Source organism: Mesorhizobium sp. DxT (assembly GCF_058448885.1).
The window spans coordinates 248,373-273,308 of sequence record NZ_JBZFLJ010000002.1; the positions used below are offsets into that span (position 1 = coordinate 248,373).

Sequence of the window (24,936 nt, forward strand, 5' to 3'; positions counted from 1 at the left end):
ATCGCAGACTACACCGTCCACATCGTGGATGACGAGGAACCGGTCCGAAAATCGCTGGCCTTCCTGCTGACCATGGCCGGGTTCACCGTACGGGTTCACGAATCGGCGACCACCTTCGTCGAAGCAGCGCCGTCGATCCGCAATGGCTGCCTGGTTACCGACCTGCGAATGCCAGACATGAGCGGCGTAGAACTGCTGCGCCAGCTTGGCGCCATGTCCGCAAATATCCCCTCGATCGTCATCACCGGACATGGCGACGTGCCTATGGCCGTTGCAGCCATGAAAGCCGGCGCGCTCGACTTCATCGAAAAGCCCTTCGAGGACGAGGTGCTGATTGAGGCCATCAAACGTGCTGCCGCGAAGCTTTCCAGCGAGCCGGGCGGAGAGGACGTAGCCGCCATCCGGACCCGCCTGGAACGACTGAGCGAGCGTGAACGCGAAGTGCTTTCCGGTGTCGTCGCGGGACTGCCCAACAAGACGATCGCCTACGATCTCGACATCAGCCCGCGCACTGTCGAGGTCCATCGCGCCAATGTGATGTCCAAGATGGAGGCGCGCAGCCTGCCGGAACTGGTGCGTATGGCGTTGGCCGCCGGCTTCGGCCCGGTTTGAGCCGCGACAATTTGACCTCGCGCAAAGCGCTGGCGCACGACACGGCCTAATCGGGGTGACGCCGGATGGATCCGCCATCCCGATTGCCGTGGAGAAGGTCGCGTTGCATCCGCAGCATAAAGTGCTCGTCGTTGTTCCAGATCCGGAGCTGCGCAGATCGGTGGAGTTTGCGCTGGAGGCGGAGGGATTCCGCGTCGATTCGCACGCGCTGCTCGCCGCGGCGTTGCAGGCGACAACAGCCGGGCAGATGGTGTGCAGCGTGGTGGACGAGAATGCCGTGTCCGGCCGCAGCGACATTGCGGATCGGCTGGACCCGGTCCCGCGACCGATCGTGCTTCTGGTCGATCGCCTGCGCAACGTACCAGAGACCACATCGCACATCGCGATCCTGACCAAGCCCCTGCTCGGCCGAAGGCTCGTCGACACGGTGGTAGCTCTGGTCAGCAACGAGCCACAGGCCCGCGCTACGTAGTTTCCCGTAGGGACATAACCGAATTTCGCCACGGCGCGATCCGCGCGATCTCCGTCTCACGATACAGATCGGGAAACCGCCATGACCATCCACCCGCTGCCCACCGGCTTCGATGCCTTTCCCTTCGCTGTCGCCGATGCCTCCGGCAACGCGCTGCAGCCGGTAACCTGTTTTGACCCCGGAGCCGAAATCTATGCGCAGGGCGAAAAGGCCGACTGCCTCTACCAGGTGGAATTCGGGGCGGTGCGGGTCTATCGCCTGCTGGCCGACGGCAGGCGCCAGATCGCAGCATTTCATATGGCTGGCGAGGTGTTTGGGTTCGAGACCGATGGCTCCCACCACTTCTTCGCCGAGGCGATCGGCACAACGGGTATCCGCATCATGCGACTGGCCTCCTCTGGCGACGTATCACGAGCGCTCCTGCCGCTGGCATTGAAGAGTCTGGTGCGGGCCCAGGAGCATCTTCTGGTGCTTGGCCGGCAGCACGCGCCGGAGCGCGTCGCGGCCTTTCTTATCGATATGGCCGAGCGCCAGGGCGGCGACACTCGGTTCGACCTGCCGATGTCGCGCATGGATATCGCCGACTATCTGGGCCTCACGATAGAAACCGTGTCGCGCGTCTTCACCAAGCTGAAGGAAAAGGGCGTCATCAGGCTTGCAAGCCTGCGTTGCGTCGAGATCGTCAGATGGCATGCTTTGCGTGAGATGAGCGAATAAACGCGGTCGCAGTGTCGGTGCTGACCCTAATTGTCGCATCTGGCCACAGGCGAGGGTGACAGCAGGCCTTCGGCCTCTGATAATGGCGGCCGAACGTTCGAAAGCCCAATCGAGGACGACATGATCAAAGACATTCTGCTGCCACTGCCCTCCTACCCCAAGACCGCGTCTCCCAACGAGCTGCGACGGGCCGTGGACATGGCTAGATTGCTGGAGGCGCACCTGACAGGTCTGGTCGTGGAGACCGCGGTTCCCATGCCGGTGGGTTTCCATCCGTTCAGCACCGAGTTGGAAACGCAGCTGAAGACCCGGCAGAGCGAGGTTCATACGGTTGCCCAGGCGCAGCTCGACGCCTTCGAGGCAGAGGCGGAACGCGCGGGCATCGCCCGCCAGGGCCTCATCGTCAAAGTTTCGGAAGGAAGCACCCATCCCGCGATGGACTACGCACGCATGCGCGATCTGACGGTGGTGCCCGCCATCTCGGACAGTCAGGCCTGCATCGATCTGGTGCAGGCGCTGGTCTTCGAGTCAGGCAGGCCGGTGCTGCTGATGCCTGAGGGCAAGCAGGACACGTTCAGCCTCGACAGCGTCGTGGTGGCGTGGGATGCCAGCCGGGCATCGGTGCGCGCGATCGGCGACGCCATGCCGCTGCTGCGGCGCGCAAAGGGTGTGCGCCTCGTCACGGTCAACAAGGACAAGGCCATGCCCGACAATGCAACCGGGCCTGAGCTGGCCGCCCATCTTGCGCGCAATGACGTGAAGGTGACGCTGGAGCATGTCGATCGTGGCAATGAAACGGTCGGCAAGACCCTCGACAAGGTGGCGGCGGACGCAGATCTGCTCGTCATGGGCGCGTTCGGGCACTCGCGCATCCGCGACTTCTTCCTCGGCAGCGCTACCGCTCACGTGTTGAAGAACCCGCTTCGCCCGACGCTGCTGTCGCACTGAGCGCGGGAAACACCGGCAAGAAAAAAGGGCGGCTCAAGAGCCGCCCTTTCTTTTTTGGTTCTGCCGACTGCTATTCGCGGTTGCCCAGGAACTGCAGCAGGAACATGAACATGTTGATGAAGTCGAGATAGAGCCGCAGGGCGCCCATGATCGCCTTGCGACCAGCGACCAGAGCACCATCGCCCTCGTAGTACATTTCCTTGATCTGCTGGGTGTCGTAGGCGGTGAGGCCCGCGAACACCAGCACGCCGATCGCCGAGATGGCGAACTGCAGCGCGGACGATCCGAGGAAGATGTTCACGATCGACGCCAGGATCAAACCCCAGACGCCCATGATCAGGAACGAACCCATGCCCGAAAGGTCGCGCTTGGTCGTGTAGCCGAACAGCGACAGAGCCAGGAACGCGGTCGCGGTGATGAAGAACGTCTGCACGATCGAGGCGCTGGTGAAGACCAGGAAGATCGACGAAAGCGAGATGCCCATGACGGCCGCGAAGGCCCAGAACGTGGTCTGGGCGGCCGAAAGGCTCATCTTTTCCACGCGGAACGACAGGAAGAACACCATCGCCAGCGGGGCGAGCATAACCACCCAGCGCAGCGGCGAGCCGTAGAGCGCGGTGCCGAGTCCGGTCAGCATCTTGCCGTTGCCGAGGGTAGCCACCGCGGCAGCCGGATCGTTGGTTGTGGCCAGCATGACGGTGCCGAGGGCGGCAATGCCGGTAATCGCGAGGCCAAGCGCCATCAGGTTGTAGACCCTGATCATATAGGCGCGCAGGCCTTCGTCGATCGCGGCGTCAGCGCGCGAACCGGCGGTCGCCACGCGAGCCTGATAATTGCGAAGGTCAGCCATAATTTCCTCTTTTCTGCTCATGTTCCGTCGGGTGTCGGGCATACGCCCAGGCGCCGCTGGCGGAACTCCAGCATGCCTGATGTGAAATATGCTCATTCCGCATCGTTCGGACAAGAGCAATTGCACGCGGAAACGCTTCGTGAGCCTCACAAAGCGTTCATCTGCGACATCGAACCGCGCCGAAGGTTAACGTAACCGCTCGGCTCAGAGGTTGCGCAGCACCGGGGCGGCCTTGTGGCCCAGTACCCGCCAGGTCCCGATCAGGCCGAAACCGACAGTCAGAACCAGGGCGATCACCACCGTCGACAGCGCCACTTCCGGCAGGAATGCCGAAGGCAGGGTCATGATCCGGGCAATGACGAACCAGGCGGCCGCGCCACCGGCCAGAAGCGCAAACAGGGCGGTCGCAAGGCCGATGATCGTGTACTCCAACGAAAACGCCTGTATCAGCGTGCGGCGCGTCGCACCAAGCGTCTTCAACACCACGGCATCGTGGACCCGGGCACGATTTCCGGCTGCGAGCGCACCGGAAAGCACCAGCACGGAAGCGACAAGAGCAATCGCCGCCGCCGCCCGGATCGCCACCGCAAGTTGCGCGACGATCGTGTTGACAATCTCGAGCGCGTCCTTGACGCGCACGCTGGTCACGCCCGGAAAGGCACGCGTGACGGCATTCAGCAACCGCGCCTCGTCGGCGGATGTCGCCTGCTCGTCCGCCAGGGTGGCGAGCCAGGAATGCGGCGCGCCTGCAAACGTATTGGGCGAAAACACCATCACGAAGTTGATGCCGAGCGATTCCCACTGCACCTCGCGCAGGTTGGCGATACGCGCGGTGATGTTGCGCCCCAGCACGTTGACGGTGACCGTATCGCCCAGTTTCAGCCCGAGTTCGCCCGCTTCCTGCGCTGCGAAAGAAACCAGCGGCTCGCCCTCATATCCGTCGGGCCACCACTCGCCGGCCGTCAGCGTAGAGTTTTCAGGCACATTGCGTGCATAGGTGATGCCGCGGTCGCCGCGCAGCACCCATGCGCCTTCCGGCGGAACCTGAATCTCGCGCACGTCGACGTCGTTGAGCGCCATCACCCGGCCACGCAGCATCGGCACGCGAATGAGCTTTCCTTCCGGCGATTCTGCCTGGACGAGATCGGCGAACGCATCCACGTCTCCGCTCTGGATGTCGACGAAGAAGAAATTCGGCGCCTGTTCGGGCAGGTTGCCCGCGATCTGACGCCGCAGATTGCCGTCGATCAGCGCGAGCGAGACGAGCAGCGTAAGCCCCAGCCCCAGCGACAGTACGACGGATGGCGTCAGCGCTCCGGGGCGATGGATGTTGCCGATGGCGAGCCGGAGCGCGGTGGAGCGAACGCGAGGGCTTCGGCGCGCCAGCCATTGCACCAGCGATGCGACGAGGCGCAGCACCAGGAACGCGACAATCGCGGCGCCGACGAAGATGATCGCGATACGCCGGTCAGTCGACGTCCACACGGCGAGCGCCGCCAGCGCGACCGCGACCGCGAGTGTTGCAAGGACATAGACCAGGCGCGGCAGGCCGCGGGGATCGAACCCCATTTCGCGGAACAGCGCCGTGGCCGGCACGTCGCGCGCGCGTCCCAGCGGCAGCAGGGCGAAGGCCAGCGTGACCAGCACGCCAAACAGGGCGGCAAGGGCCAGTGCGCCGGGATAAAGCCCACCCGCGGCCGGCACCGGCAGCACGGACGACAGCATCGCGCTGGCCGCCAGCGGCATTAATGCGCCCAGCACCAGGCCGACGACGATGCCGATCCCCGCGATAGCCAGGATCTGGACCAGATAGACGGTGAAAACGAAACGCCCCGAAGCACCGAGGCTCTTGAACGTCGCGATCACCCCGCGCTTGCTATCGAGATAGGCGCGCACCGCGTTGGCGACGCCCACACCGCCGACAACCAGCGCCGTCAGCCCGACCAGCGTCAGAAACTGTGAGAACCGCTCCACATTGGACGATAGCGCCGGCGCGGCATTGGTGCGCGAACGTATGCTCCAGCCGGCCTCGGGAAACGCTTCGGTCGCGCGCTCGGCGATCTGGCGCAGCGCGGCTTCACTCGTCGGCTCCGGCAGCTTCACCTTGTAGGCATGTTCCACGAGGCTTCCCGGCTGTATCAGCCCCGAAGCGCGTAGCCCGTCGAGCGACACCAGAAGACGCGGTGCGAGGCCGAATCCGTCGGAGATCGCGTCCGGCTCGCTGACCACCTGCGCGCGCAGTTCAAATTCGGCATTGCCCAAACTCACCCGGTCGCCGATGGAAAGCCCCAACCTGTCGAACAGGATATCCGCCGCCGCCGCACCATGGATGCCGTCGGTTTCCGCCAGGATTTCGTCGAGCGGCATGGCTGGCTCAGCCACGAACGCGCCGTAAAGCGGATAGAGCCCGTCCACCGCCTTGACCTCGACCAGCGTCTGGTCGGAACCGTCCGCCAGCCGGGCCATGGAGCGCATGTTGGCGCTTTGCGCCACCTCGCCCAGCTCATCGAGGAAGGCGCGCTCCCGCTCATCGACCTCGCGGTGGATGAGTTGGAAGCGGATGTCGCCACCGAGCAGTTCCCGCCCCTGCGATTCGACGCCGACGGTAATGGCGCGCGCGACCGAGTTGATCCCGCCGATCGCAGCCACGCCCAAGGCGATGCAGGTTATGAAGATCAGGAATCCCGAAAGCCCGCCCCGCATCTCGCGAAGTGAAAAGCGAACGGCAAGGCGAAGCGTGTCTAAAGCCCCCATGCGCCGTTCCTCAGGCCGGCACGGCGGCAAACGCCGGCGATGTCTCGATGCGGCCCGAGCGCATCGCGATCTGCCGTGCACAGCGTGCGGCGAGGCTTGGATCGTGGGTAACCAGCACCAGCGTCATCCCGCGCTCCTGCGCCTTGGAAAACAGGAGGTCTGCGACCTGTCGTCCGGTCGCCTGGTCGAGATTTCCAGTCGGCTCGTCGGCAATCAGTATTTTCGGGTCGGGTGCGAGCGCACGGGCGATGGCCACACGCTGCTGCTCGCCCCCCGACAGTTCGCCCGGGTAATGCGTTATCCGTTCTGCGAGCCCGACGGCGGCAAGCTCCTCCCGTGCAACTGCGAACGGATCGGCATGGCCGGCGAGTTCCAGCGGCACAGCGACATTTTCCAGCGCCGTCATGTTCGGGATCAGATGGAACGACTGGAACACGATACCAACATTGCGTCCCCGGAAGGCCGCAACCGCATCTTCGCTGCGCCCGTCGATGCGTTCACCCGCGATCCAGACTTCGCCGGCATCGACCTTCTCCAGACCCGCCAGCACCATCAGCAGCGTCGACTTGCCCGAACCGGACGGGCCGACAATCCCGGTCGCCTCTCCACGCAGCACCTCGAGGCTGACGCCCTTCAGCACATGTACCGAGGAAGCCCCTTCACCCAGGGTCAGCGATACGTCCTTCATCTGGATGACGGTTTCTGTCACGGGGCAGCTTTCCTATATGTGTGATCGTCGGCGACGGCGTCGGTCAGATATGGGTTGGATAACATGGCTTTCAAACGGTTCCGGGACCTTTTGCTCACAACGGGCACACTGTTGCTGCTGGTAGTGACGACAAGTGCCGCCGATCCCGTGCGAATCGTGGGTTTCGGTGACAGTTTGATGGCCGGATACCAGCTTGAAGCGGGCCAATCCTTCCCCGAAAAGCTTGAAGCGGCGCTGAAGGCCAACGGTCACGATGTCGTGATAGCCAACGCCGGCGTTTCCGGCGACACCACGGCTGGCGGCCTTTCGCGGCTCGACTGGTCGGTGCCCGACGAAACCGACCTCGTGATTCTGGAACTCGGTGCCAACGACATGCTGCGCGGCATCTCGCCGGAACTGACCGAAAAGAACCTCGTCGCGATGATCGAGAGGCTGCAGGAACGCGACATCGACGTGCTGCTTGTGGGAATGCTGGCGGCACCTAACCTGGGTCGCGACTATGGCGAGGCATTCGAAGCGATATACCCGCGCCTGGCCGAAACCTACGATCTGCCGCTTTATCCCTTTTTTCTGGAAGGCGTAGCGGCCCAGAGCTCCCTGCTGCTGGGAGACGGGATGCACCCGAACGCGGAAGGCGTCGACCGCATGGTCGAGGCGTTTATGCCGCTGATGGAAACCACGCTCGCCGGCGCCGGGCAGGGAAGTTGATCCGCAGCAACAATTCCCCAACGGAATGGCATGTGCTCACAAAAGCGCTTGCCCGTCGGCCCGATCGATGATTCGCTGCCCTTGAGCAGTCGATTCGAGGAGGTAGCAATGCCGCGACTTTTCACCGCCCTCGAGATACCGCGCGACGCCGCCCTTTCCTTGTCGCTCCTGCGTGGCGGCCTTCCGGGCGCACGCTGGATCGACGTCGAAAGCTACCACCTGACACTGCGCTTCATCGGAGATGTCGAAGGCCACGTGGCCGACGAGGTCGCCAATGCGCTGGACAGGGTGCGCCGTCCGGCCTTCAGCCTGACACTTTCCGGTGTTGGGGCCTTCGGCTCCAAGAAACCGCATTCCCTTTACGCAGGCGTCGTCGCGTCGCCCGATCTTGCGGCCCTTCAAGGCGAGATCGAACGCATCTGCCAGCGCCTCGGCCTGCCGGCGGATCCACGCAAGTTCGTACCGCATGTGACGCTTGCGCGGTTGCGCAACCCAAGCCCGATCGAGGTCGCAGGATACCTGTCCTCGCGCGGGAACTTTGCCGCCATGCCATTCAAGGTCGGTCGCTTCGTGCTGATGTCGTCACGCGACTCGGTTGGCGGCGGCCCTTACATCGTCGAGGAGGCATGGCCGCTGCTGGGTCGGGACACCACCCGTCCAGGTTCGGGCGAAGAAGCCTTCGACGCATCGCAATTCATGCGGTAACGGTCATGGCGCGCGAAAAACTGGACGAAACATCGATCGCGGAGGCCCTTGCCGGGCTCGATGGGTGGACCCGGACCGAAGACGGCGCCGCGATCGAGAAGCGCTTTGCGTTCAAGACCTTCAGCGAGGCGTTCGGGTTCATGACACGGGCGGCGCTGGCCGCGGAGAAGCTTGACCATCACCCGGAATGGTTCAACGTCTACAACAAAGTCGACGTGCGCCTGACCACGCATGACGCAGGTGGGTTGACCGGGCTCGATTTCGATCTTGCGCGCCGGATGGACCGCGTCGCGGGAAGTTGAACCGCCGCAGACCTGCCCGAATCGGCAATTCTGGTGTACTGACCTGTCCGCGATTCCTCCAGCGACAGGTGCCGAGCCATGATCCCCGCCTCCATTTCCGTCCTGACGATCTGCGGCATCGACGAACTGCCCGCCCAGGGTTCGCGCTCGGTATCGCATGTGCTTTCGGTGCTCGATCCCGGCCGCGCGGAGATCGATGCCTTCGCTGCCTATGGAGACCATCATCGCACGACGCTGCGCTTTCACGATATCATCGACCCAGCCGCCGGCATGGTGATGCCGACCCGCGAACATGTGGAAGCGATCCTCGATTTCGGGACGGGGCTGCGCGGCTGGCGCGGCGAAGGGCCGAACGGCCATTTGTTGGTGCACTGCCATATGGGCATATCGCGCTCCACCGCCGCGATGCTCACGCTGATGGCGCAGACCGAGCCGGACACCGACGAGGATGTCCTCTTCGCACGCCTGCGCGAGATCAGGTCTCAGGCGTGGCCGAATTCGGTCATGGTCGGCATGGCTGACGACCTGCTGGGACGCGAAGGCCGGCTGGTCGCGGCTCTGCGCCGCCATTACGGCCATCAGGCGAAGGCCCGCCCGGAATTCGCAGAGTGGATCAGGACCATCGGGCGCGCCCGCGAAGTGGAGATGGCGGCCTGACCGAGCGGGGCGGCTCTTGCAACGCCAGATAAGACCGCCCATCTCAAGGTTATGAACAAGAGCGTCATCAGCCAGACCAAGGTCGGAGAGATCCTCAAGCCGGTTTCCGCCGATGAAGACCGGCAGCGGGAACGGCGCGTGCGCGAGAATTTCTGGCGCACGGCAAAACGCGCTGCGCGGCATATCCCGTTCATGGAAGACGTGGTGGCGAGCTACTATGCGGCCACCGACCGCAATACGCCGACGAGAGTGCGCGGCATCCTGCTGGCCGCGCTTGCCTACTTCGTGATGCCGGTCGACATGATCCCGGACTTCCTGATCGGCTTCGGCTTTACCGACGATCTTGCAGTGCTGACCGCAGCCGTCACGGCCATCCAGGGGCACATCAAGCCCACGCATCGCGCGGCGGCCCGCGAGGCGCTGGAGCGGGAACTGGACTGATCTTTCCAGTCGGATCAAGTCAAACTCTCGCCGCTTTTCCCCTTTTCAAAACAGTGCAAGGGATGAGGCAGCCAGGTCACGGGCCTGCAATGGGTTCGTGTGGCAGTCGGGTGGCAAAGTTGCGGGGCGCTGCGGATCGGTGCGATTCACGCTTTGGTAACCCTGATTAAATTAACATGAAGCGATTGGAACCTGATTTGGAACCAGTTCGAACACCCGTACACGACCACGCACAGGGATAACGCTACGACGATGCGCGGAACAATATTGACAATCTCCTGCCTCGCCATGCTGGCGGCGGCGACGCCGGCGCTAGCCCAATCGGCAACCAAGATCGGCCAGCACAATGCTTGGGGCACCTATTCCTACCAGGCCAACAACGGCAAGGTCTGTTACGTGCTGACGGTGCCCACCGAAAAGCAGCCCGCCAGCCTCGATCACGGCGACATCTATTTCTTCGTCAGCCAGAAGCCGGGGCAGAACGTGTCCTACGAGCCCCAGTTCATCGCGTCCTACGACTTCCAGTCGAATTCGAAGGTGCAGGTGACGATCGGCGACAAGAACTATTCGATGTTCACGCGCGGCAAGTCGGCCTGGATGGAAAACGCCGCGGAGGAGCCGCAGCTCATCGCTTCGATGCGTGCCGGCGCCGATATGCGGATTCAGGCCACGTCCGGGCGCGGCAACGCGACCAGCTATACGTTCTCGCTGCGCGGCATTACCGCAGCGCTCAACTCGATCCAGAACTGCCAGTAGCGGGCAGAACGGGATTCGAAAGGCCGGGCCATGCGCCCGGCCTTTTCGTTTGCAGCCCTGGCCGCTTTGGCGAACGGCATGGAAACGCCCGCCCCCGTGACGTGACGGGCTTCTTCTGCTATGTCGCGGCCAACACTGGCGCGCGGCCACGGCCGCCACTATCTCTTTCCGATCATGACACTGACGCTCGACCTCACCTCCGCGCAGACCCGCGCCGCTCTCGGCGCCAACGCGCGCACGCCTGAAAAGCCCTCGCTCGTCGGCCTCAGCCGCGAGGAGATGGCCGAGGCCCTGGCCGTCGCCGGCATCCCGGAGCGTCAGCGTCGCATGCGTGTGCAGCAGCTCTGGCACTGGCTCTATGTGCGCGGCGTTTCCGATTTCTCGCAGATGTTCAACATCTCGAAGGACCTGCGGGCCGAACTCGACCGCCATTTCACGGTAGCCCGGCCAGAAGTCGTCGAAGAGCAGATTTCGAACGACGGAACCCGCAAATGGCTCTTCCGCTTTCCGCCGCGCGGCGCCGGGCGCCCTGTCGAGGTTGAAACGGTATACATTCCCGAGGAAGGGCGCGGCACGCTGTGCATCTCGAGCCAGGTCGGCTGTACGCTCACCTGCTCGTTCTGCCACACCGGCACCCAGAAGCTCGTGCGCAATCTCACCGCCGAGGAAATCCTCGCGCAGTTGCTGACCGCACGCGACCGTCTGGGCGATTTTCCGGAGCGTGATACGCCCGACGGCGCGATCGTCCCGGCCGAGGGCCGCAAGGTCTCCAACATCGTCATGATGGGCATGGGCGAACCGCTCTACAATTTCGAGAATGTCAAAAAGGCGTTGCTGATTGCATCAGACGGCGACGGCCTCTCGCTTTCGAAGCGGCGCATCACGCTGTCGACCTCCGGCGTGGTTCCAGAGATCGCGCGCACCGGGGAAGAGATCGGCGTGATGCTGGCGATTTCGCTGCATGCCGTGCGCGACGACCTGCGCGACATGCTGGTGCCGATCAACAAGAAGTATCCGCTTGAAGCGCTGATGGACGCCTGCCGAAACTATCCGGGCCTTTCCAACGCGCGCCGCATCACCTTCGAGTATGTGATGCTGAGGGACGTCAACGATTCGCTGGACGACGCGAAGGAACTGGTGAGATTGCTGCGCGGCATCCCCGCCAAGATCAACCTGATCCCCTTCAACCCGTGGCCGGGCACAAACTACCAGTGCTCCGAGTGGGAAACGATCGAGAAGTTCGCCGACTACATCAACCAGGCCGGCTACGCATCGCCGATCCGCACCCCGCGCGGTCGCGACATCCTCGCCGCCTGCGGGCAGCTCAAGTCGGAATCGGAGCGCATGCGCAAATCCGAGCGCCTTGCGCTCGAAGCGATGATGATCGCCGGACACGGCGAAGCGTGAGCCGCGTACTGGGCTATCTCTGGCGCTTCGCAGTCATCATCGTTGGCTTTGCCTTTGCCGCGTTTGTCGCAAGCGCCTTCGGCGCGGTTTTGCTTGCCGGAAGCGGAGAACCGGACAGCCCGCTGCCCGTGCTGGACGGCCCGTTCTACCTGATGGTGTCCGTGCTGGCCGCCTTGTTCGCCTACCATGCCTTTGCCCCGGCCTTGGCCGCGATCCTGGTCGCCGAGCTTCTTGGCCGCCGCGACTGGTTGTTTCACGCGCTTGCGGGTGCCGGCGTGGCAGCCGCCGCCGCTCTGCTGGCCTGGGAGCATAGCGTTCCCGTCTCGAGCGCCAACACGTGGCCGTTCCTGATCATGGTTGCTTGCGGCCTAGTGGCCGGAATCGCCTACTGGGCCGTGGCGGGACGCTCTTCGGGCGTCTGGCTGCACGGTCGCTGAACCGCGCCGCTGCTATCGGGCCGAGGCGGTCAGTATCCGCAGCGCGAAGGCCGAGAATATCCCCGCGAAAAGATAGTCGACGACGCGCATGACGCGCGGCATGCGCTTGAGCATGGAGGCAAAGCCGTCTGCCGCAAGCACCATCGGCACGGTGACCGGCAGAGAGATCGGAATGAAGAGCAGGCCAAGGAACAGGAGCTTCTGCGGCCCATACGGATCGGTTGCCGAGACGAACTGCGGCAAGAAGGTCATGAAGAACAGCACGATCTTCGGATTGAGCAGGTTGATGGCAATGCCCATCGCCCAGTTGCCCGCCAGCGACCGCCGTGGCCCCGCGGCCTTTTCCGGCGAGAACGCCGCACCCTTGCGGATCGCTTGCACCGCCAGCCAGATCAGGTAGCCCGCTCCGAATATCTTGAGCGCTAGGAAGGCCTGCGGCGAGGCCACGATCAGCGCCGAGAGCCCCAGTGAAACAAGCAGCGTGTGAACGAGTATGCCGCTCATCGCGCCCGCCATGCAGGCAAGGCCCGCCGCGCGGCCCTGCGAGAGCGTCCGGCCCACAAACAGCGTCATGTCGGGACCGGGCGTGATCGCAATGATGAGGGTGGCGACCGCAAACTGCGCGATGATCGCGCACTCCGGAATGTATGCCATCGGCACAGGCTTCTTCTTGTCGGGAACGTTGTGGGTTGCTGATAGTGCATCCGCGCGCCGCGCGCGAGGGTCACGCAAGCGTTCTCGACTGGGGCAGGGCGGGCTCTGCAATCGGAAGTGTCGAAAACGGTTGCAACAGCAACCAGATATCATAGTGTATGCAGGCTGAATTCACAAAAAACATAAGAGTCAGCTTATTTGGGAGGAGATAGAATGACCAAAGCTGCGATTTCTCGCCGCAGGTTTCTGCGCAACTCGACCTTGGGCGCCGGTGCTGCCGCTGCCGCGACCACGCTGGCCACGCCTGCCGTCCTGGCGCAGGCGCCGGTGCTGCTGCGCATGCAATCGTCCTGGCCGTCTTCCGACGTTTTCCAGGAGATGGCGCAGCAATATGTCGAGCGCGTCGAGATGATGTCCGGCGGTCGGCTCAAGATAGACTTGCTGCCTGCCGGCGCAGTCGTCGGCGCATTCCAGGTGCAGGACGCCTGCCATGACGGCGTCCTTGATGCCGCACACGACGTACCGGTCTACTGGTACGGGAAGAACAAGGCCGCCTCGCTCTTCGGCACCGGTCCGGTGTTCGGCGCCGATGCCACGCAGATGATCGCCTGGATGTATCATGGCGGCGGAAACGAGCTCTATCGCGAGCTGACGCAGGACATACTCGGGCTCAACGTAGTCGGCTTCTTCGCATTCGGCATGCCGGCCCAGCCGCTCGGCTGGTTCAAGAACCCCATCGAGAGCGCCGACCAGCTCGCCGGCCTCAAATACCGCACGGTCGGCCTCGCCGCCGACCTGTTCCAGGCGATGGGCTGCGCCGTCGCGCAGTTGCCGGGCGGCGAAATCGTGCCAGCGATGGAGCGCGGCGTCATCGACGCGTTCGAATTCAACAACCCCACCTCCGACATGCGTTTCGGCGCGCAGGACGTGGCCAAGAACTACATGCTCGCTTCCTACCATCAGGCGTCGGAGTCCTTCGAGTTTATCTTCAACAAGGACAAGTTCGAGAGCCTCGACGACGACCTGCAGGCGATTCTGAAATACGCCGTTGAATCGGTGCATTTGTCGAACACAGCGCTGGCGATGGACCAGTACTCCAGCGATCTAGCCAAGCTGCAGAGCGAGTCCGGTGTGAACGTCATGCGCACGCCGGACGACGTCCTCAAGGCGCAGCTCGCCGCCTGGGACCAGATCCTGCCGCCGCTGATGGAAGACGAGTTCTTCGCCAAGGTGGTTGAGAGCCAGAAGGCCTGGTGCGAGCGCGTGGTATTCTACACCCTTCAGAACGCGCCGGACTACAAGCTCGCCTACCAGCACTACTTCCCGGGCAAGATCTGATCGCCCGGAAGCGTCACGCATGAATGAACGGGGCGGTTTGGCTGCCCCGTTCTCAGCGTCCTAGGTGCGGTGAAGGACAATATGGAACGCTATATTCGACTGGCGGACAAGCTTTCTGCATGGTTCGGCAAGGCTTTCGCCTGGTGCGTAATGGTGATGACCCTCGGCGTCGGCTACGAGGTCTTCGCGCGCTATCTCTTCAACAGGCCCACGGCCTGGGCCTTCGATCTCACCTACATGATGTATGGCACCATGTTCATGATGGCGGGCGCCTATGCGCTGTCGCGCGACTCGCATGTCCGCGGCGACTTCGTCTATCGCCTCTGGTCGATCCGCACGCAGGCGACCGTCGAGCTGGTGCTCTATTTCATCTTCTTCTTTCCCGGCGTGCTGGCGCTCGTCTTCGCCGGCTGGCGCTATGCCGGCCGCTCGTGGCGTTACCTCGAGGTCAGCGTGATGAGCCCGGCAAACATACCGATCTATCAATTCAAAAGCGTCATCGTCGCCGCCGGTGTGCTGCTGGTCATCCAGGGCATCGCCCAGGTGTTCCGCTGCGTCCTGGCGATCCGCACCGGCGAATGGCTGAAGCCCGATGACGACGTGGAGGAACTGGAAGCCGTGCTGCAGAAGGAAGGACTTTCGGCCATCGCGCATGGCAGCGAAGCAGTCGACGTGGTCGAGCCGAGGGAGCCGCGTCGATGACCGATCCGCAAATCGCGATCCTGATGCTAGGCCTGTTCATCTTCATCATCATGCTTGGCTTTCCCATTGCCTTCACGCTGATGGCGATGGGCATCGGCTTCGGCTACTATGCCTATTTCGATGCCGATCGCATGCGGCACATCTTCGACAATCGCGTCTTCGATCTGTTCGTCAATCAGACCTATTCGGTCATGGCGAACGACGTGCTGACGGCGATCCCCCTCTTCCTGTTCATGGGCTACATCGTCGAACGCGCCAACATCGTCGACAGGCTGTTCGAGACGCTGAGCGTTGCTACGCGCCGTCTGCCCGGCTCGATGGCGGTTGCGGCGCTCATCACCTGCGCGCTGTTCGCAACCGCGACCGGCATCGTCGGCGCGGTCGTCACGCTGATGGGCCTGCTTGCCTTCCCCGCGATGCTCAAGGCGCGCTACGATTCCCGTTTCGCGTCGGGCGTCATCTGCGCCGGCGGCACGCTTGGCATTCTCATTCCGCCTTCGATCATGCTGATCGTCTATGCTGCCTCGTCTGGCGTGTCGATCGTGCGGCTTTATGCCGGGGCGCTTCTGCCGGGCTTCCTGCTGGCCGGGTCCTATCTCATCTACATCATCATCCGAGCCACGCTGCAGCCCAATCTCGCCCCGCGTCCACCGGAAACCGACGAAAAAATTCCGGTGACACGCATCCTGTGGATGATGCTGACATCGTTCTTCCCGCTGGCGATCCTGATCCTGTCAGTGCTGGGCGCGATCCTCTTCGGGCTGGCAACCCCTTCGGAAGCGGCCGCCATCGGCGCGCTGGGCGGGCTGCTGCTTGCAGCCGCCTACCGCGCGCTGACCTGGGCGCGGCTGCAGGAATCCGTCTATCTGACCGTACGCACGACGGCGATGGTGTGCTGGCTGTTCGTTGGATCGTGGGTCTTCGCCTCGGTGTTCTCCTATCTCGGCGGCGAGCACGTGGTCCGCGAGTTCGTGGAAGGACTGTCCCTGACCCCGTTGCAGTTCCTGCTGCTCGCCCAGCTCATCATCTTCCTGCTCGGCTGGCCGCTCGAATGGTCGGAGATCATCATCATCTTCGTGCCGATATTCCTGCCGCTGCTGCCGCTGTTCGACATCGATCCGCTGTTCTTCGGTATCCTGATCGCGCTGAACCTCCAGACATCGTTCCTTACGCCGCCGATGGCTATGTCGGCTTACTACCTCAAGGGTATTGCGCCGCCGCATGTGAAGCTGACGGAAATTTTCTCCGGCTCGCTGCCCTATGTGGCGATGGTGTTCCTGACGATGATCGTGGTCTACAACGTGCCAGCCATCATCTACTGGCTGCCGCAGTTGATGTATGGCCGCTAGCAGGTCTGGCGCGATGTGGAAGGCAAGGAGAAGAAAATGACAGCGGACCGCATGATGGCGGCAATCGCCTTCCTGTTCTTCGCGGGCTTCCTGGGCGTGATCGTCGTCTCGGTTGCGCACCCCATGCTGATCGTCGTCGCGTTGATCGGCATAGCGCTTGCGGCCTACGATTTCGGAACGCAGCTCACCAGAAGGGGTTCAGCCCGACGCTAGAGCCTCAATCGCGGCCTTGGCGCAGGGCTTGCGGGTCGAAATCGTCCGCCTCTTCGGGAAGCTCGCCCTTCAGCGCGTAGGACCAGCCGTCCCAGCGCCAGACGAGACCGGTGCCTGGGGTTCCGGCCGGCAGCGTGACGACGTCGGGCCAGCCATGGGAAAGCGACTTCTGGTCGAGATACAGGAGCACGTTCTCCGTATCGTAGACTGTTTGCCACGCGGTTTCCGCAGCTTGATCGTCCTCGCCACCCTCTGCCGACCCTGCGGGCTTCGGCGCGAAGCCGGTTATGTTGCAGCCGGACAGACCGTAATACCATGATGATCCGCACAGTCGGGCAAACAGCACGCGCCTGCCATCGTCGAGTTCCACCATCGCCACGTCCAGCTTCGGTTGCGATGCGGTCGCTTGCGCGAATGCGGCGATATCGGCTGCGCGCAGCGTCCTGGCGAGATTGATGTACGAGGAATAGGGCGTGAAGGTCACCGGCTGATAGGCCGACATGTCGCGCAGGCTGCATCGTTCCTGAGCACTGGTGATGGCAAGCTTCGATCCGCGCAGCGAAAAGACCAGCGCCGCAGCCTCCTCACCCGAAGTCGCCGCCGGCGCCAATTCCAGCCGCGAGCCGTTCTTGAGCGGCTCAAGCGCCTCCCTCGGAAGCCTTGCCGTCAGCAGATTGCCGTTCGCTCGCATATCGAGTTCGTAACGCCGACTGCCGACAGACATATTTGCAGATCCCGCCCTGGCATTCGCGCCTTCACCCAGATCTAGCACCAGAGACCAGCGCTGCGCCTCGCAGGAAAGCGTGGCGGACACCACTTCGCCGGCGCTCGGCGCGGGCAGCGTCGCGCGCGCCAGCGTCTCGTCCGCCACCCAGCGGTCCGGCTGCTGTGCCATGGCGGGCTGCCAGGCAATCGCAACGGCCAGCACCGCGCAGGACAGTGCCAGTCGTCGGCGCCACGCGCTGCCGGCCAGCCCTTCCACGCGCGCAACGCGGCCTGCTTGAAACGGCAAGTCTTCTTCCCCTCTTCAACGCATAGAATCAGTCCGGGCAAGTCTATCGATGGCAAAACGGGCGGCAAGACACCGCCATCTCACAATCGGATGAACGGCTTGGGGGCCGATTGCGCCAGCGCGCTTGCCCGGCCCGGCATTCCTGATAAAAGTGCCGCCGATCCTCGCGTGGCGGCCTGCCGCCGCGCATGAAACGAACCGGGGGCGATATGTCCAAACTGAAAGACGTCAAGAAGGTGGTGCTGGCCTATTCGGGCGGCCTCGATACCTCGATCATCCTGAAGTGGCTGCAGACCGAGCTTGGCGCGGAGGTCGTGACCTTCACCGCGGACCTCGGCCAGGGCGAGGAGCTGGAGCCGGCACGCAAGAAGGCCGAGATGCTCGGCATCAAGGAGATTTACATCGAGGACGTCCGCGAGGAGTTCGTGCGCGACTTCGTCTTCCCCATGTTCCGCGCCAACGCGCAATATGAGGGCCTGTACCTGCTCGGCACGTCGATTGCGCGCCCACTGATCTCCAAGCGTCTTGTCGAGATCGCCGAGGAGACGGGTGCCGATGCCATTGCGCACGGCGCCACCGGCAAGGGCAACGACCAGGTCCGCTTCGAGCTTTCGGCCTATGCGCTCAATCCCGACATCAAGGTGATCGCGCCGTGGCGAGACTGGACCTTCAAGTCGCGCACCGACCTGATCAACTTCGCCGAACAGCACCAGATTCCCGTCGCCAAAGACAAGAAGGGCGAGGCACCGTTCTCCGTCGACGCCAATCTTCTGCACTCCTCCTCGGAAGGCAAGGTTCTGGAAGACCCGTGGCAGGAGCCGCCCGAATACGTCCACATGCGCACAATTTCGCCGATGGACGCGCCCGACACGCCCACCGAGCTCGTCATTTCCTTCCGCAAGGGTGATGCCGTCGCGATCGACGGCAAGGAACTCTCTCCGGCGACCCTCCTGGCAAAGCTCAACGATCTCGGTCGCGACAACGGCATCGGCCGGCTCGATCTCGTCGAGAACCGCTTCGTCGGCATGAAGTCGCGTGGCGTCTACGAGACGCCGGGCGGCACGATCCTGCTGCAGGCGCACCGCGCCATCGAATCCATCACGCTCGACCGCGGTGCCGCGCACCTGAAGGACGAGCTGATGCCGCGTTATGCCGAGCTGATCTACAACGGCTTCTGGTTCTCGCCCGAGCGCGAGATGCTGCAGGCGCTGATCGACAAGAGCCAGGAAGATGTAGAAGGCGAAGTGCGGCTCAAGCTCTACAAGGGCAACGTCATCGTCACCGGCCGCCGCTCGCCAAAGTCGCTTTATTCCGACGCGCTTGTCACCTTCGAGGACGACCGCGGCGCCTACGACCAGAAGGACGCCGAAGGCTTCATCCGCCTGAACGCGCTTCGGCTGCGCACGCTGGCCGCCCGCAAGCGCAAGAGCTGAGAGACTCCCCCCCCTCGCGAGAGGGAGGGAAATCAACAATAGGTCAGCCGTCGATATCGGCCGCCATGATGGCGATTGCCTGCTGGTAGACGCTGGCGGCGTTCCAGCCCTGGATCGCACGATAGTTTGCCTGGCCGGGCTGGTAGCCACCGCCCGGCCGCCATCCATGGCCGCGCAGGAAGTTGGCGGTCGAGTGAAGCGCATCGGCCTTGCTGCGGATCAGGTCGACCCGACCGTCGCCGTCACCGTCAACGCCGAACTTGACGACGTTTTCCGGCAGGAACTGCGTCTGGCCGACTTCGCCATGAGCCGCACCGATGGAATCGGCCCGCAGCGAGCCGCGATCCACGAGCTGCAGGGCGGCATGGAGCTGTCTGGTGAAGAACTCCGAGCGCCGGCAGTCATATGCGAGGGTCGCGACCGCCGAGACAATGTTCTGGTTGCCCATGAAGCCGCCGAAATTGGTCTCCATGCCCCAGATCGCGAGCAGCACGCCGGGCGGCACGCCGTATCGGCTTTCGATGCTGGCAAAAAGCTGCGCGTTCTGCTGCTTGAGCTGGCGTCCCTTGCGCACGATCGCCGGCGCGCCGCGACGCTGCATGAACTGATCGAGCGAGAGCTTGAAGCTTCTCTGGCCCCGGTCCGCCTTGATCGTCGCGTTGTTGTAGCGGGTGCCTTCAAGCGCCGCGAGCGCGCGCTGCCCCGCACCGCGGGCCGCCGCCTGCTGACGGAACTCCGCTTTCCAGGTGTTGAAGCCGTTTGCATTGTTGCCGCATTGCTGCGCGTGTGCCACGCCGCCTGACAGCCCCAGAGCCAGCATCAACACAGCCAGCACCTTGCCCTTAGCCTTGGCCGCCATCCGTTTCTCCTTGATAGAACGATTCTACGTTGCCGGCGACTTTGCCAGCCTGACGGCGCCTTGTCACCTGCACAGCCAAGTTCTCACGAAATGCAAAACGCTGGCGCAGGGCGCTGAACTTCAATAACCTGCCATTATTACCGGAGCCTTACATGGAGGGGGCTGTGGGCGATGTCGATGTGGTGATCGTCGGCGCGGGCTCTGCCGGACTGGCCGCCGCCAGACGGTTGCGAGCGGCCGGCAAGAGCGTCACGGTACTGGAGGCCATGGACCGCATCGGCGGACGCGCCTTCACGTCGAGCGAACATTTCGGCATTCCTTTCGACATCGGCTGTGCCTGGCTTCACGCAGCCGACCGCAACCCCTACTTCCAGGAAGCGCAGGACGCCGGATGGACCCTGTTCCATCACGACATGGCGCTGGATCGGCTTTATTTCGACGACCGGGCTGCCAGCGTCGCCGAAGTCGAGGCTGTCAAGGCCGCCGACCTGGAGATGCAGGCGCTCATCGAGGCCCACGCGGCACCGGAAGACCGCCTCTCATCGTTGCTGCGGCAAGGCCACGCGCTGCGCGCCGCGACCACGTTCTCCGGGCCGATGGACTTCGGCAAGGACGACGACGAGATTTCAATCGCCGACTTCAAGGCCGCCGCCTGCCTCGACCCCAACTATTTCACCCGCGAGGGCTTCGGCGCGCTCGTCGCCCGCTTCGGCGCCGACATATCCGTCGAGCTGTCGACGCCGGTACGCAACATTCGCTGGGGCGGTCCGGGTGTTGCCGTCGGCACCGACCGTGGCACCATCCGCGCCCGCGCCGTGATCGTGACCGCTTCTCCGGCGGTGCTGGCCTTCGACGAGATCGAGTTCCTGCCGGGCCTGCCGCTCGGTCACCGCGAAGCGATCTTCGACCTGCCGATGGGCATGCTGACCAAAATCCCTGTCGAGATCAGCGGCGGCCGCTTCGGATTGAGCCCGTTCGATGACCTGCTCATTGAAGGTCATGCCCGCCACGACCTGTTCTTCCTGTGCTTCCCGTTCGATATCGACCTCATGGTCGGTTTCGTCGGTGGCGATTTCGCCTGGGAAATGGAAGCGGCGGGCGAGGATGCGGGCGTGGACTATGTCGTGCACCGGCTCTGCGCGATCTTCGGCAACGATGCGCGCAAATATGTCGGGCGCGCGACGATGACGCGCTGGAGCGGCGAGCGCTACGTACGCGGCGCATATGCAGCGGCCCGGCCCGGCAAGTCCGCTGCGCGCGCGACCCTGTCCGCACCTGTCGGCGAACGCATCTGGTTTGCCGGCGAACATCTGGCGGGGCCCCTCATCCAGACATGCGGCGGCGCCCGCCTTTCAGGCGAAGATGTGGCCGACAAGGTCATCGCTCACCTTTCCTGACTTCATATCCCGCAAACCGCCGTAGGGAATCGTGATCTCGGTGCGATCACGATTTTGGAACGTCGCGTTCCTTGTCTCGTTGTTGCCGCCGAAGGGGAAAACCTCAAAAAGGAACATCGCTATGAAATCTCGTCTTTTTCTGTCGGTAGCAGCCGGCGCGCTTCTGGCCTCCGCGTCCCTGGCCGCGGCTCAGACATCCGTCGTTGCAACCACCGACCTCAACGTCCGCTCCGGCCCCGGCCCCCAGTATCCGGTGGTGGGCGCTATTGCAGTCGATGACCAGGCAACGCTCAATGGCTGCATCGAGGGCAGCAAATGGTGCGAAGTGAGCTATGGAGACCTCTCCGGCTGGGCTTACTCCGACTATCTGATCGCCGACAATTCCGGCGTGGAAGTCATCGTCACCGAGCGCCCGGCCGAAATGCAGGTTCCGGTTGCCGTCTATGAGCGTCCCGCTGAACCTGCGCCTGCCGATGGCGGTACCGTGGGTGGCGTAACCGGTGGTGTGACCGGCGCGATCGCCGGTGCGATCATCGGCGGCCCGGTTGGCGCGGCGGTTGGCGGCATAGCCGGCGCGGCTGGCGGCGGCGTAACGGGCAGCATCATCGACCCCGCTCCGCAGGTCCGCACCTACGTCGAGGAGAATCCCGTCGAGCCGGTCTATCTCGAAGGCGAGGTCGTGGTAGGTGCTACCCTGCCCGAGACCGTCGAGGTTCGTGAAATTCCGGACTACGAGTATCGCTATGTCTATGTGAACGGACAGCCGGTCCTCGTCGAACCCGGTACAAACCGCGTCGTCTACATCGTGCGCTAATTGCACGAACCACCAATGGGATATTGGGCCGCCCGCTTTGCGAAAGCAGGCGGCCCTTCCCGTTTCAAGGCATTCTCCTTGACTCCGAAGCACTTTTCCTGTCTAGAGCGCGCTGAAATCAGCGACGAGTGACAACTCCGAGCCGCCGACCGGGGCGAAACCTGCTCAAAGCAGGCTGATCCCGGAGGTCAACACCCGGCAGCGCGATGCGCCCCCGGGTGCTTTTCGGTTTTGGGGTTTGGCATGGCAGAGCACAGGCACTACCTCTCTGGCGAACGAAAAAGTCAGGGAACGGGAAAAGCGGATGTTTGAGAGCTTACAGGAAAGACTCGGTTCGATATTGAACGGCCTCACCGGCCGCGGCGCGCTGTCGGAGGCCGATGTCTCTGCAGCGCTGCGCGAGGTGCGTCGTGCGCTGATCGAGGCCGACGTCGCGCTCGAGGTCGTCCGCTCCTTCGTCGACAAGGTACGCGAGAAGGCCGTCGGCGCCGAGGTCCTGAAGTCGATCAAGCCCGGCCAGATGGTCGTCAAGATCGTCCACGACGAACTCGTCGAGATGCTGGGCTCCGAAGGCCAGACGATTGACCTCAACGCGCCCGCCCCGGTCGTCATCATGATGGTTGGCCTGCAGGGCTCGGGCAAGACCACCACCACCGGCAAGATCGCCAAGCGGCTGACCGAGCGCCAGGGCAAGAAGGTCCTGATGGCGTCGCTCGACACGCGCCGCCCCGCCGCGCAGGAACAGCTTCGCCAGATCGGCGAGCAGACGGGCGTCGCGACGCTGCCCATCATCGCCGGCCAGACCCCTGTCGACATTGCGCGCCGCGCCGTGCAGGCGGGCAAGCTCGGCGGCCACGACGTGGTCATCCTCGACACCGCCGGCCGCACGCATATCGACGAGCCGCTGATGGTCGAGATGGCGGACATCCGCAAGGTCTCGAATCCGCACGAGATCCTGCTGGTGGCCGACTCGCTGACCGGTCAGGACGCCGTCAACCTCGCCCGCAATTTCGACGAGCGCGTCGGCGTCACCGGCCTCGTGCTGACCCGCATGGACGGCGATGGTCGCGGCGGCGCGGCACTGTCGATGCGCGCGGTGACCGGCAAGCCGGTCAAGCTCATCGGCACCGGCGAAAAGATGGATGCGCTGGAGGAGTTCCACCCCAAGCGCATCGCCGACCGCATCCTCGGCATGGGCGACATCGTCTCGCTCGTCGAGAAGGCAGCCGAAACCATCGACGCGGAAAAGGCCGCGGCGATGGCGAAGAAGATGCAGTCGGGCAAGTTCGACCTGAACGACCTCGCGGACCAGCTTCGCCAGATGCAGAAGATGGGCGGCATGGGCGGCATCATGGGCATGATGCCCGGCATGGGCAAAATGAAGGACCAGATCGCCGCCGCGGGCCTCGACGACAAGATGTTCGGCCGCCAGATCGCCATCATCCAGTCGATGACGAAAGCCGAGCGCGCCAATCCCGACCTGCTCAAGCATTCGCGCAAGAAGCGCATCGCGGCCGGCTCGGGCACCGACGCGGCGCAGATCAACAAGCTTCTGAAAATGCACCGCCAGATGGCCGACATGATGAAGGCCATGGGCGGCAAGGGCAAGGGCGGCGGCATGATGCGCGGCCTGATGGGCGGCATGGCCAACAAGATGGGCCTCGGCGGCATGATGCCGGGCGGCGGCATGCCCGACCTGTCGAAGATGGACCCCAAGCAGCTCGAAGCGCTGCAGAAGCAGGCGGAAGCCGCCGGTCTTGGTGGCGGCATGCCGAAAGGTCTGCCGGGCGGTCTGCCCGGCCTTCCGGGGGGAGGACTGCCGGGCCTTCCAGGCGGCATGAAGCTTCCGGGGCTGCCCGGCGGCAAGAAGAAGTGAGGCGAGGATGAACGACGCGACACCCATGGACGCGGCCCGCGCGCAGCTTGCCGAATATCGCGCCTCGATCGACAACATCGATGCGGCGCTGATCCACATGCTTGCCGAGCGCTTCCGCTGCACCAAGGCGGTCGGCGTTCTCAAGGCGAAGCACGACCTGCCGCCGGCCGACCCTGCGCGCGAGAGCCAGCAGATCGCGCGCCTTCGTCAGCTTGCTCACGATGCAAACCTCGACCCCGATTTCGCGGAGAAGTTCCTGAACTTCGTCATCCGCGAGGTCATCCGCCACCACGAGGCGATCGCCTCCGGTGCGGATGCCGAAACCTGAAATCAACGGAACGCCACAGGCCAAAACTTTAGGAGAAATGACATGGCACTGAAAATCCGTCTTGCCCGCGCGGGCTCCAAGAAGCGTCCCTACTACCACGTCGTCGTTGCCGACGTCCGTTCGCCCCGCGACGGCCGTTTCATCGAGCAGATCGGTTCCTGGAACCCGATGCTGCCCAAGGACGGCGAGCGCGTGAAGCTCGACGAGGAACGCATCAAGCATTGGCTCGCCAATGGCGCGCTGCCGACCGACCGCGTCGCCCGCTTCCTTGACGAAGCCGGCCTCGCCAAGCGCGACGCACGCAACAACCCGAGCAAGGCGCAGCCCGGCAAGAAGGCGCAGGAGCGCGTCGCAGCCGCCAAGCAGGCTGAGGAAGCCGCAGCCGCCAAGGCCGCGGAAGAGGCCGCTGCTGCTGCCGAAGCCGCCGCCGCTCCGGCCGAGGAAGCAGCTTCGGAAGAAGCGGCTTCCTGATCGCGGTTTTCACTG

At 63.8% G+C, this 24,936-nt stretch carries 28 protein-coding genes; 22 read left to right on the plus strand and 6 right to left on the minus strand.

Annotation, left to right across the window (positions count from 1 at the left end; translation table 11 throughout):
• From fixJ to ACVJNE_RS05290, 4 genes are all read left to right on the plus strand, one after another.
• Positions 1–612 carry a response regulator FixJ gene (gene fixJ, locus ACVJNE_RS05275; protein WP_444726722.1) on the plus strand — a complete coding sequence of 204 codons (612 nt, stop codon included), beginning with the start codon at positions 1–3 and terminating at the stop codon, positions 610–612.
• Positions 613–715: 103 nt separating this feature from the next.
• Complete coding sequence (locus tag ACVJNE_RS05280; protein ID WP_499563595.1) at positions 716–1,084, plus strand: hypothetical protein; 369 nt, start codon at positions 716–718, stop codon at positions 1,082–1,084.
• Positions 1,085–1,165: 81 nt separating this feature from the next.
• Positions 1,166–1,801, plus strand: a complete 636-nt coding sequence (locus ACVJNE_RS05285) for a helix-turn-helix domain-containing protein (RefSeq protein ID WP_499563597.1) — start codon at positions 1,166–1,168, stop codon at positions 1,799–1,801.
• A gap of 120 nt (positions 1,802–1,921) precedes the next feature.
• Complete coding sequence (locus tag ACVJNE_RS05290; protein WP_499563599.1) at positions 1,922–2,749, plus strand: universal stress protein; 828 nt, start codon at positions 1,922–1,924, stop codon at positions 2,747–2,749.
• 70 nt (positions 2,750–2,819) lie between these two features.
• On the opposite strand, the gene ACVJNE_RS05295 is transcribed toward ACVJNE_RS05290, so the two are convergent.
• The 3 genes from ACVJNE_RS05295 to ACVJNE_RS05305 all read right to left on the minus strand — a co-directional run bounded on the left by ACVJNE_RS05295 (position 2,820) and on the right by ACVJNE_RS05305 (position 7,062).
• Positions 2,820–3,599 (minus strand): Bax inhibitor-1/YccA family protein, encoded by a 780-nt coding sequence (locus ACVJNE_RS05295; protein ID WP_499563601.1) that lies wholly within the window; start codon positions 3,597–3,599, stop codon positions 2,820–2,822.
• Between the two features lie 204 nt (positions 3,600–3,803).
• Positions 3,804–6,353, minus strand: a complete 2,550-nt coding sequence (locus ACVJNE_RS05300; protein ID WP_499563603.1) for an ABC transporter permease — start codon at positions 6,351–6,353, stop codon at positions 3,804–3,806.
• A 10-nt stretch (positions 6,354–6,363) separates the two neighbouring features.
• Positions 6,364–7,062 carry an ABC transporter ATP-binding protein gene (locus tag ACVJNE_RS05305; protein WP_499563605.1) on the minus strand — a complete coding sequence of 233 codons (699 nt, stop codon included), beginning with the start codon at positions 7,060–7,062 and terminating at the stop codon, positions 6,364–6,366.
• Positions 7,063–7,125: 63 nt separating this feature from the next.
• On the opposite strand from ACVJNE_RS05305, the gene ACVJNE_RS05310 reads away from it, so the two are divergent.
• From ACVJNE_RS05310 to ACVJNE_RS05345, 8 genes are all read left to right on the plus strand, one after another.
• Entirely contained in the window at positions 7,126–7,770 is a 645-nt protein-coding gene (locus ACVJNE_RS05310; RefSeq protein ID WP_499563607.1) for an arylesterase, read from the plus strand.
• 108 nt (positions 7,771–7,878) lie between these two features.
• Positions 7,879–8,475, plus strand: coding sequence for an RNA 2',3'-cyclic phosphodiesterase (gene thpR, locus ACVJNE_RS05315; protein ID WP_173189238.1), 597 nt, complete (start codon positions 7,879–7,881; stop codon positions 8,473–8,475).
• Positions 8,476–8,480: 5 nt separating this feature from the next.
• Positions 8,481–8,777 (plus strand): 4a-hydroxytetrahydrobiopterin dehydratase, encoded by a 297-nt coding sequence (locus tag ACVJNE_RS05320; RefSeq protein ID WP_444726583.1) that lies wholly within the window; start codon positions 8,481–8,483, stop codon positions 8,775–8,777.
• Between the two features lie 78 nt (positions 8,778–8,855).
• Positions 8,856–9,434 (plus strand): tyrosine phosphatase family protein, encoded by a 579-nt coding sequence (locus ACVJNE_RS05325; RefSeq protein WP_499563609.1) that lies wholly within the window; start codon positions 8,856–8,858, stop codon positions 9,432–9,434.
• Between the two features lie 66 nt (positions 9,435–9,500).
• Complete coding sequence (locus tag ACVJNE_RS05330; protein ID WP_421929419.1) at positions 9,501–9,875, plus strand: YkvA family protein; 375 nt, start codon at positions 9,501–9,503, stop codon at positions 9,873–9,875.
• Positions 9,876–10,127: 252 nt separating this feature from the next.
• Positions 10,128–10,631 (plus strand): invasion associated locus B family protein, encoded by a 504-nt coding sequence (locus ACVJNE_RS05335; RefSeq protein WP_368803688.1) that lies wholly within the window; start codon positions 10,128–10,130, stop codon positions 10,629–10,631.
• A 174-nt stretch (positions 10,632–10,805) separates the two neighbouring features.
• Positions 10,806–12,038 (plus strand): dual-specificity RNA methyltransferase RlmN, encoded by a 1,233-nt coding sequence (gene rlmN / locus ACVJNE_RS05340; protein WP_368803942.1) that lies wholly within the window; start codon positions 10,806–10,808, stop codon positions 12,036–12,038.
• Positions 12,035–12,475 (plus strand): hypothetical protein, encoded by a 441-nt coding sequence (locus ACVJNE_RS05345; RefSeq protein ID WP_499563612.1) that lies wholly within the window; start codon positions 12,035–12,037, stop codon positions 12,473–12,475. Before rlmN ends, ACVJNE_RS05345 begins: the two co-directional genes overlap by 4 nt.
• 12 nt (positions 12,476–12,487) lie before the next feature.
• Here the strand turns inward: ACVJNE_RS05345 and ACVJNE_RS05350 are convergent, their stop codons facing one another.
• Positions 12,488–13,129 carry a LysE family translocator gene (locus tag ACVJNE_RS05350; protein ID WP_499563614.1) on the minus strand — a complete coding sequence of 214 codons (642 nt, stop codon included), beginning with the start codon at positions 13,127–13,129 and terminating at the stop codon, positions 12,488–12,490.
• 213 nt (positions 13,130–13,342) lie between these two features.
• Here ACVJNE_RS05350 and ACVJNE_RS05355 point away from each other — a divergent pair, with 213 nt between their 5' ends.
• The 4 genes from ACVJNE_RS05355 to ACVJNE_RS05370 all read left to right on the plus strand — a co-directional run bounded on the left by ACVJNE_RS05355 (position 13,343) and on the right by ACVJNE_RS05370 (position 16,731).
• Positions 13,343–14,467 (plus strand): TRAP transporter substrate-binding protein, encoded by a 1,125-nt coding sequence (locus ACVJNE_RS05355; RefSeq protein ID WP_499563616.1) that lies wholly within the window; start codon positions 13,343–13,345, stop codon positions 14,465–14,467.
• 81 nt (positions 14,468–14,548) lie between these two features.
• Positions 14,549–15,169 (plus strand): TRAP transporter small permease subunit, encoded by a 621-nt coding sequence (locus ACVJNE_RS05360; RefSeq protein WP_499563618.1) that lies wholly within the window; start codon positions 14,549–14,551, stop codon positions 15,167–15,169.
• Positions 15,166–16,518, plus strand: coding sequence for a TRAP transporter large permease (locus ACVJNE_RS05365; RefSeq protein WP_499563620.1), 1,353 nt, complete (start codon positions 15,166–15,168; stop codon positions 16,516–16,518). The genes ACVJNE_RS05360 and ACVJNE_RS05365 overlap by 4 nt, the downstream gene beginning before the upstream one ends.
• Positions 16,519–16,554: 36 nt before the next feature.
• Positions 16,555–16,731, plus strand: coding sequence for a hypothetical protein (locus ACVJNE_RS05370; protein WP_499563622.1), 177 nt, complete (start codon positions 16,555–16,557; stop codon positions 16,729–16,731).
• A 4-nt stretch (positions 16,732–16,735) separates the two neighbouring features.
• Here ACVJNE_RS05370 and ACVJNE_RS05375 read toward each other — a convergent pair whose 3' ends face one another.
• Positions 16,736–17,743 (minus strand): hypothetical protein, encoded by a 1,008-nt coding sequence (locus ACVJNE_RS05375; RefSeq protein ID WP_499563624.1) that lies wholly within the window; start codon positions 17,741–17,743, stop codon positions 16,736–16,738.
• A gap of 209 nt (positions 17,744–17,952) precedes the next feature.
• Between ACVJNE_RS05375 and ACVJNE_RS05380 the strand changes: the two genes are divergently transcribed.
• Positions 17,953–19,176 (plus strand): argininosuccinate synthase, encoded by a 1,224-nt coding sequence (locus ACVJNE_RS05380; protein WP_499563626.1) that lies wholly within the window; start codon positions 17,953–17,955, stop codon positions 19,174–19,176.
• 43 nt (positions 19,177–19,219) lie between these two features.
• Here ACVJNE_RS05380 and ACVJNE_RS05385 read toward each other — a convergent pair whose 3' ends face one another.
• Positions 19,220–20,035, minus strand: coding sequence for a lytic murein transglycosylase (locus ACVJNE_RS05385; RefSeq protein ID WP_499563628.1), 816 nt, complete (start codon positions 20,033–20,035; stop codon positions 19,220–19,222).
• A gap of 152 nt (positions 20,036–20,187) precedes the next feature.
• Between ACVJNE_RS05385 and ACVJNE_RS05390 the strand changes: the two genes are divergently transcribed.
• The 5 genes from ACVJNE_RS05390 to rpsP all read left to right on the plus strand — a co-directional run bounded on the left by ACVJNE_RS05390 (position 20,188) and on the right by rpsP (position 24,921).
• Entirely contained in the window at positions 20,188–21,432 is a 1,245-nt protein-coding gene (locus ACVJNE_RS05390; protein WP_499563630.1) for a flavin monoamine oxidase family protein, read from the plus strand.
• 121 nt (positions 21,433–21,553) lie between these two features.
• Positions 21,554–22,246, plus strand: a complete 693-nt coding sequence (locus tag ACVJNE_RS05395) for a DUF1236 domain-containing protein (protein WP_173189214.1) — start codon at positions 21,554–21,556, stop codon at positions 22,244–22,246.
• 304 nt (positions 22,247–22,550) lie between these two features.
• Entirely contained in the window at positions 22,551–24,122 is a 1,572-nt protein-coding gene (gene ffh, locus ACVJNE_RS05400) for a signal recognition particle protein (protein ID WP_499563632.1), read from the plus strand.
• Positions 24,123–24,129: 7 nt separating this feature from the next.
• The gene (locus tag ACVJNE_RS05405) at positions 24,130–24,450 is read left to right on the plus strand and encodes a chorismate mutase (RefSeq protein ID WP_173189210.1); all 321 of its coding nucleotides are present in this window, start codon (positions 24,130–24,132) and stop codon (positions 24,448–24,450) included.
• 42 nt (positions 24,451–24,492) lie between these two features.
• Positions 24,493–24,921: a 30S ribosomal protein S16 gene (rpsP, locus tag ACVJNE_RS05410; protein WP_368803680.1), complete on the plus strand. Its 429-nt coding sequence runs from the start codon at positions 24,493–24,495 to the stop codon at positions 24,919–24,921.
• Positions 24,922–24,936 lie beyond the last annotated feature (15 nt).

Excerpts from the sequence above, each read along its gene's own strand:
- ACVJNE_RS05285 (WP_499563597.1), top strand. The coding sequence starts at position 1,166 with ATGACCATCCACCCGCTGCCCACCGGCTTCGATGCCTTTCCCTTCGCT.
- ACVJNE_RS05290 (WP_499563599.1), top strand. The coding sequence starts at position 1,922 with ATGATCAAAGACATTCTGCTGCCACTGCCCTCCTACCCCAAGACCGCG.
- ACVJNE_RS05295 (WP_499563601.1), bottom strand. The coding sequence starts at position 3,599 with ATGGCTGACCTTCGCAATTATCAGGCTCGCGTGGCGACCGCCGGTTCG.
- ACVJNE_RS05300 (WP_499563603.1), bottom strand. The coding sequence starts at position 6,353 with ATGGGGGCTTTAGACACGCTTCGCCTTGCCGTTCGCTTTTCACTTCGC.
- ACVJNE_RS05310 (WP_499563607.1), top strand. The coding sequence starts at position 7,126 with ATGGCTTTCAAACGGTTCCGGGACCTTTTGCTCACAACGGGCACACTG.
- thpR (WP_173189238.1), top strand. The coding sequence starts at position 7,879 with ATGCCGCGACTTTTCACCGCCCTCGAGATACCGCGCGACGCCGCCCTT.
- ACVJNE_RS05320 (WP_444726583.1), top strand. The coding sequence starts at position 8,481 with ATGGCGCGCGAAAAACTGGACGAAACATCGATCGCGGAGGCCCTTGCC.
- ACVJNE_RS05325 (WP_499563609.1), top strand. The coding sequence starts at position 8,856 with ATGATCCCCGCCTCCATTTCCGTCCTGACGATCTGCGGCATCGACGAA.
- ACVJNE_RS05335 (WP_368803688.1), top strand. The coding sequence starts at position 10,128 with ATGCGCGGAACAATATTGACAATCTCCTGCCTCGCCATGCTGGCGGCG.
- rlmN (WP_368803942.1), top strand. The coding sequence starts at position 10,806 with ATGACACTGACGCTCGACCTCACCTCCGCGCAGACCCGCGCCGCTCTC.
- ACVJNE_RS05350 (WP_499563614.1), bottom strand. The coding sequence starts at position 13,129 with ATGGCATACATTCCGGAGTGCGCGATCATCGCGCAGTTTGCGGTCGCC.
- ACVJNE_RS05355 (WP_499563616.1), top strand. The coding sequence starts at position 13,343 with ATGACCAAAGCTGCGATTTCTCGCCGCAGGTTTCTGCGCAACTCGACC.
- ACVJNE_RS05360 (WP_499563618.1), top strand. The coding sequence starts at position 14,549 with ATGGAACGCTATATTCGACTGGCGGACAAGCTTTCTGCATGGTTCGGC.
- ACVJNE_RS05365 (WP_499563620.1), top strand. The coding sequence starts at position 15,166 with ATGACCGATCCGCAAATCGCGATCCTGATGCTAGGCCTGTTCATCTTC.
- ACVJNE_RS05370 (WP_499563622.1), top strand. The coding sequence starts at position 16,555 with ATGACAGCGGACCGCATGATGGCGGCAATCGCCTTCCTGTTCTTCGCG.
- ACVJNE_RS05380 (WP_499563626.1), top strand. The coding sequence starts at position 17,953 with ATGTCCAAACTGAAAGACGTCAAGAAGGTGGTGCTGGCCTATTCGGGC.
- ACVJNE_RS05385 (WP_499563628.1), bottom strand. The coding sequence starts at position 20,035 with ATGGCGGCCAAGGCTAAGGGCAAGGTGCTGGCTGTGTTGATGCTGGCT.
- ACVJNE_RS05390 (WP_499563630.1), top strand. The coding sequence starts at position 20,188 with ATGGAGGGGGCTGTGGGCGATGTCGATGTGGTGATCGTCGGCGCGGGC.
- ACVJNE_RS05395 (WP_173189214.1), top strand. The coding sequence starts at position 21,554 with ATGAAATCTCGTCTTTTTCTGTCGGTAGCAGCCGGCGCGCTTCTGGCC.
- ffh (WP_499563632.1), top strand. The coding sequence starts at position 22,551 with ATGTTTGAGAGCTTACAGGAAAGACTCGGTTCGATATTGAACGGCCTC.
- ACVJNE_RS05405 (WP_173189210.1), top strand. The coding sequence starts at position 24,130 with ATGAACGACGCGACACCCATGGACGCGGCCCGCGCGCAGCTTGCCGAA.
- rpsP (WP_368803680.1), top strand. The coding sequence starts at position 24,493 with ATGGCACTGAAAATCCGTCTTGCCCGCGCGGGCTCCAAGAAGCGTCCC.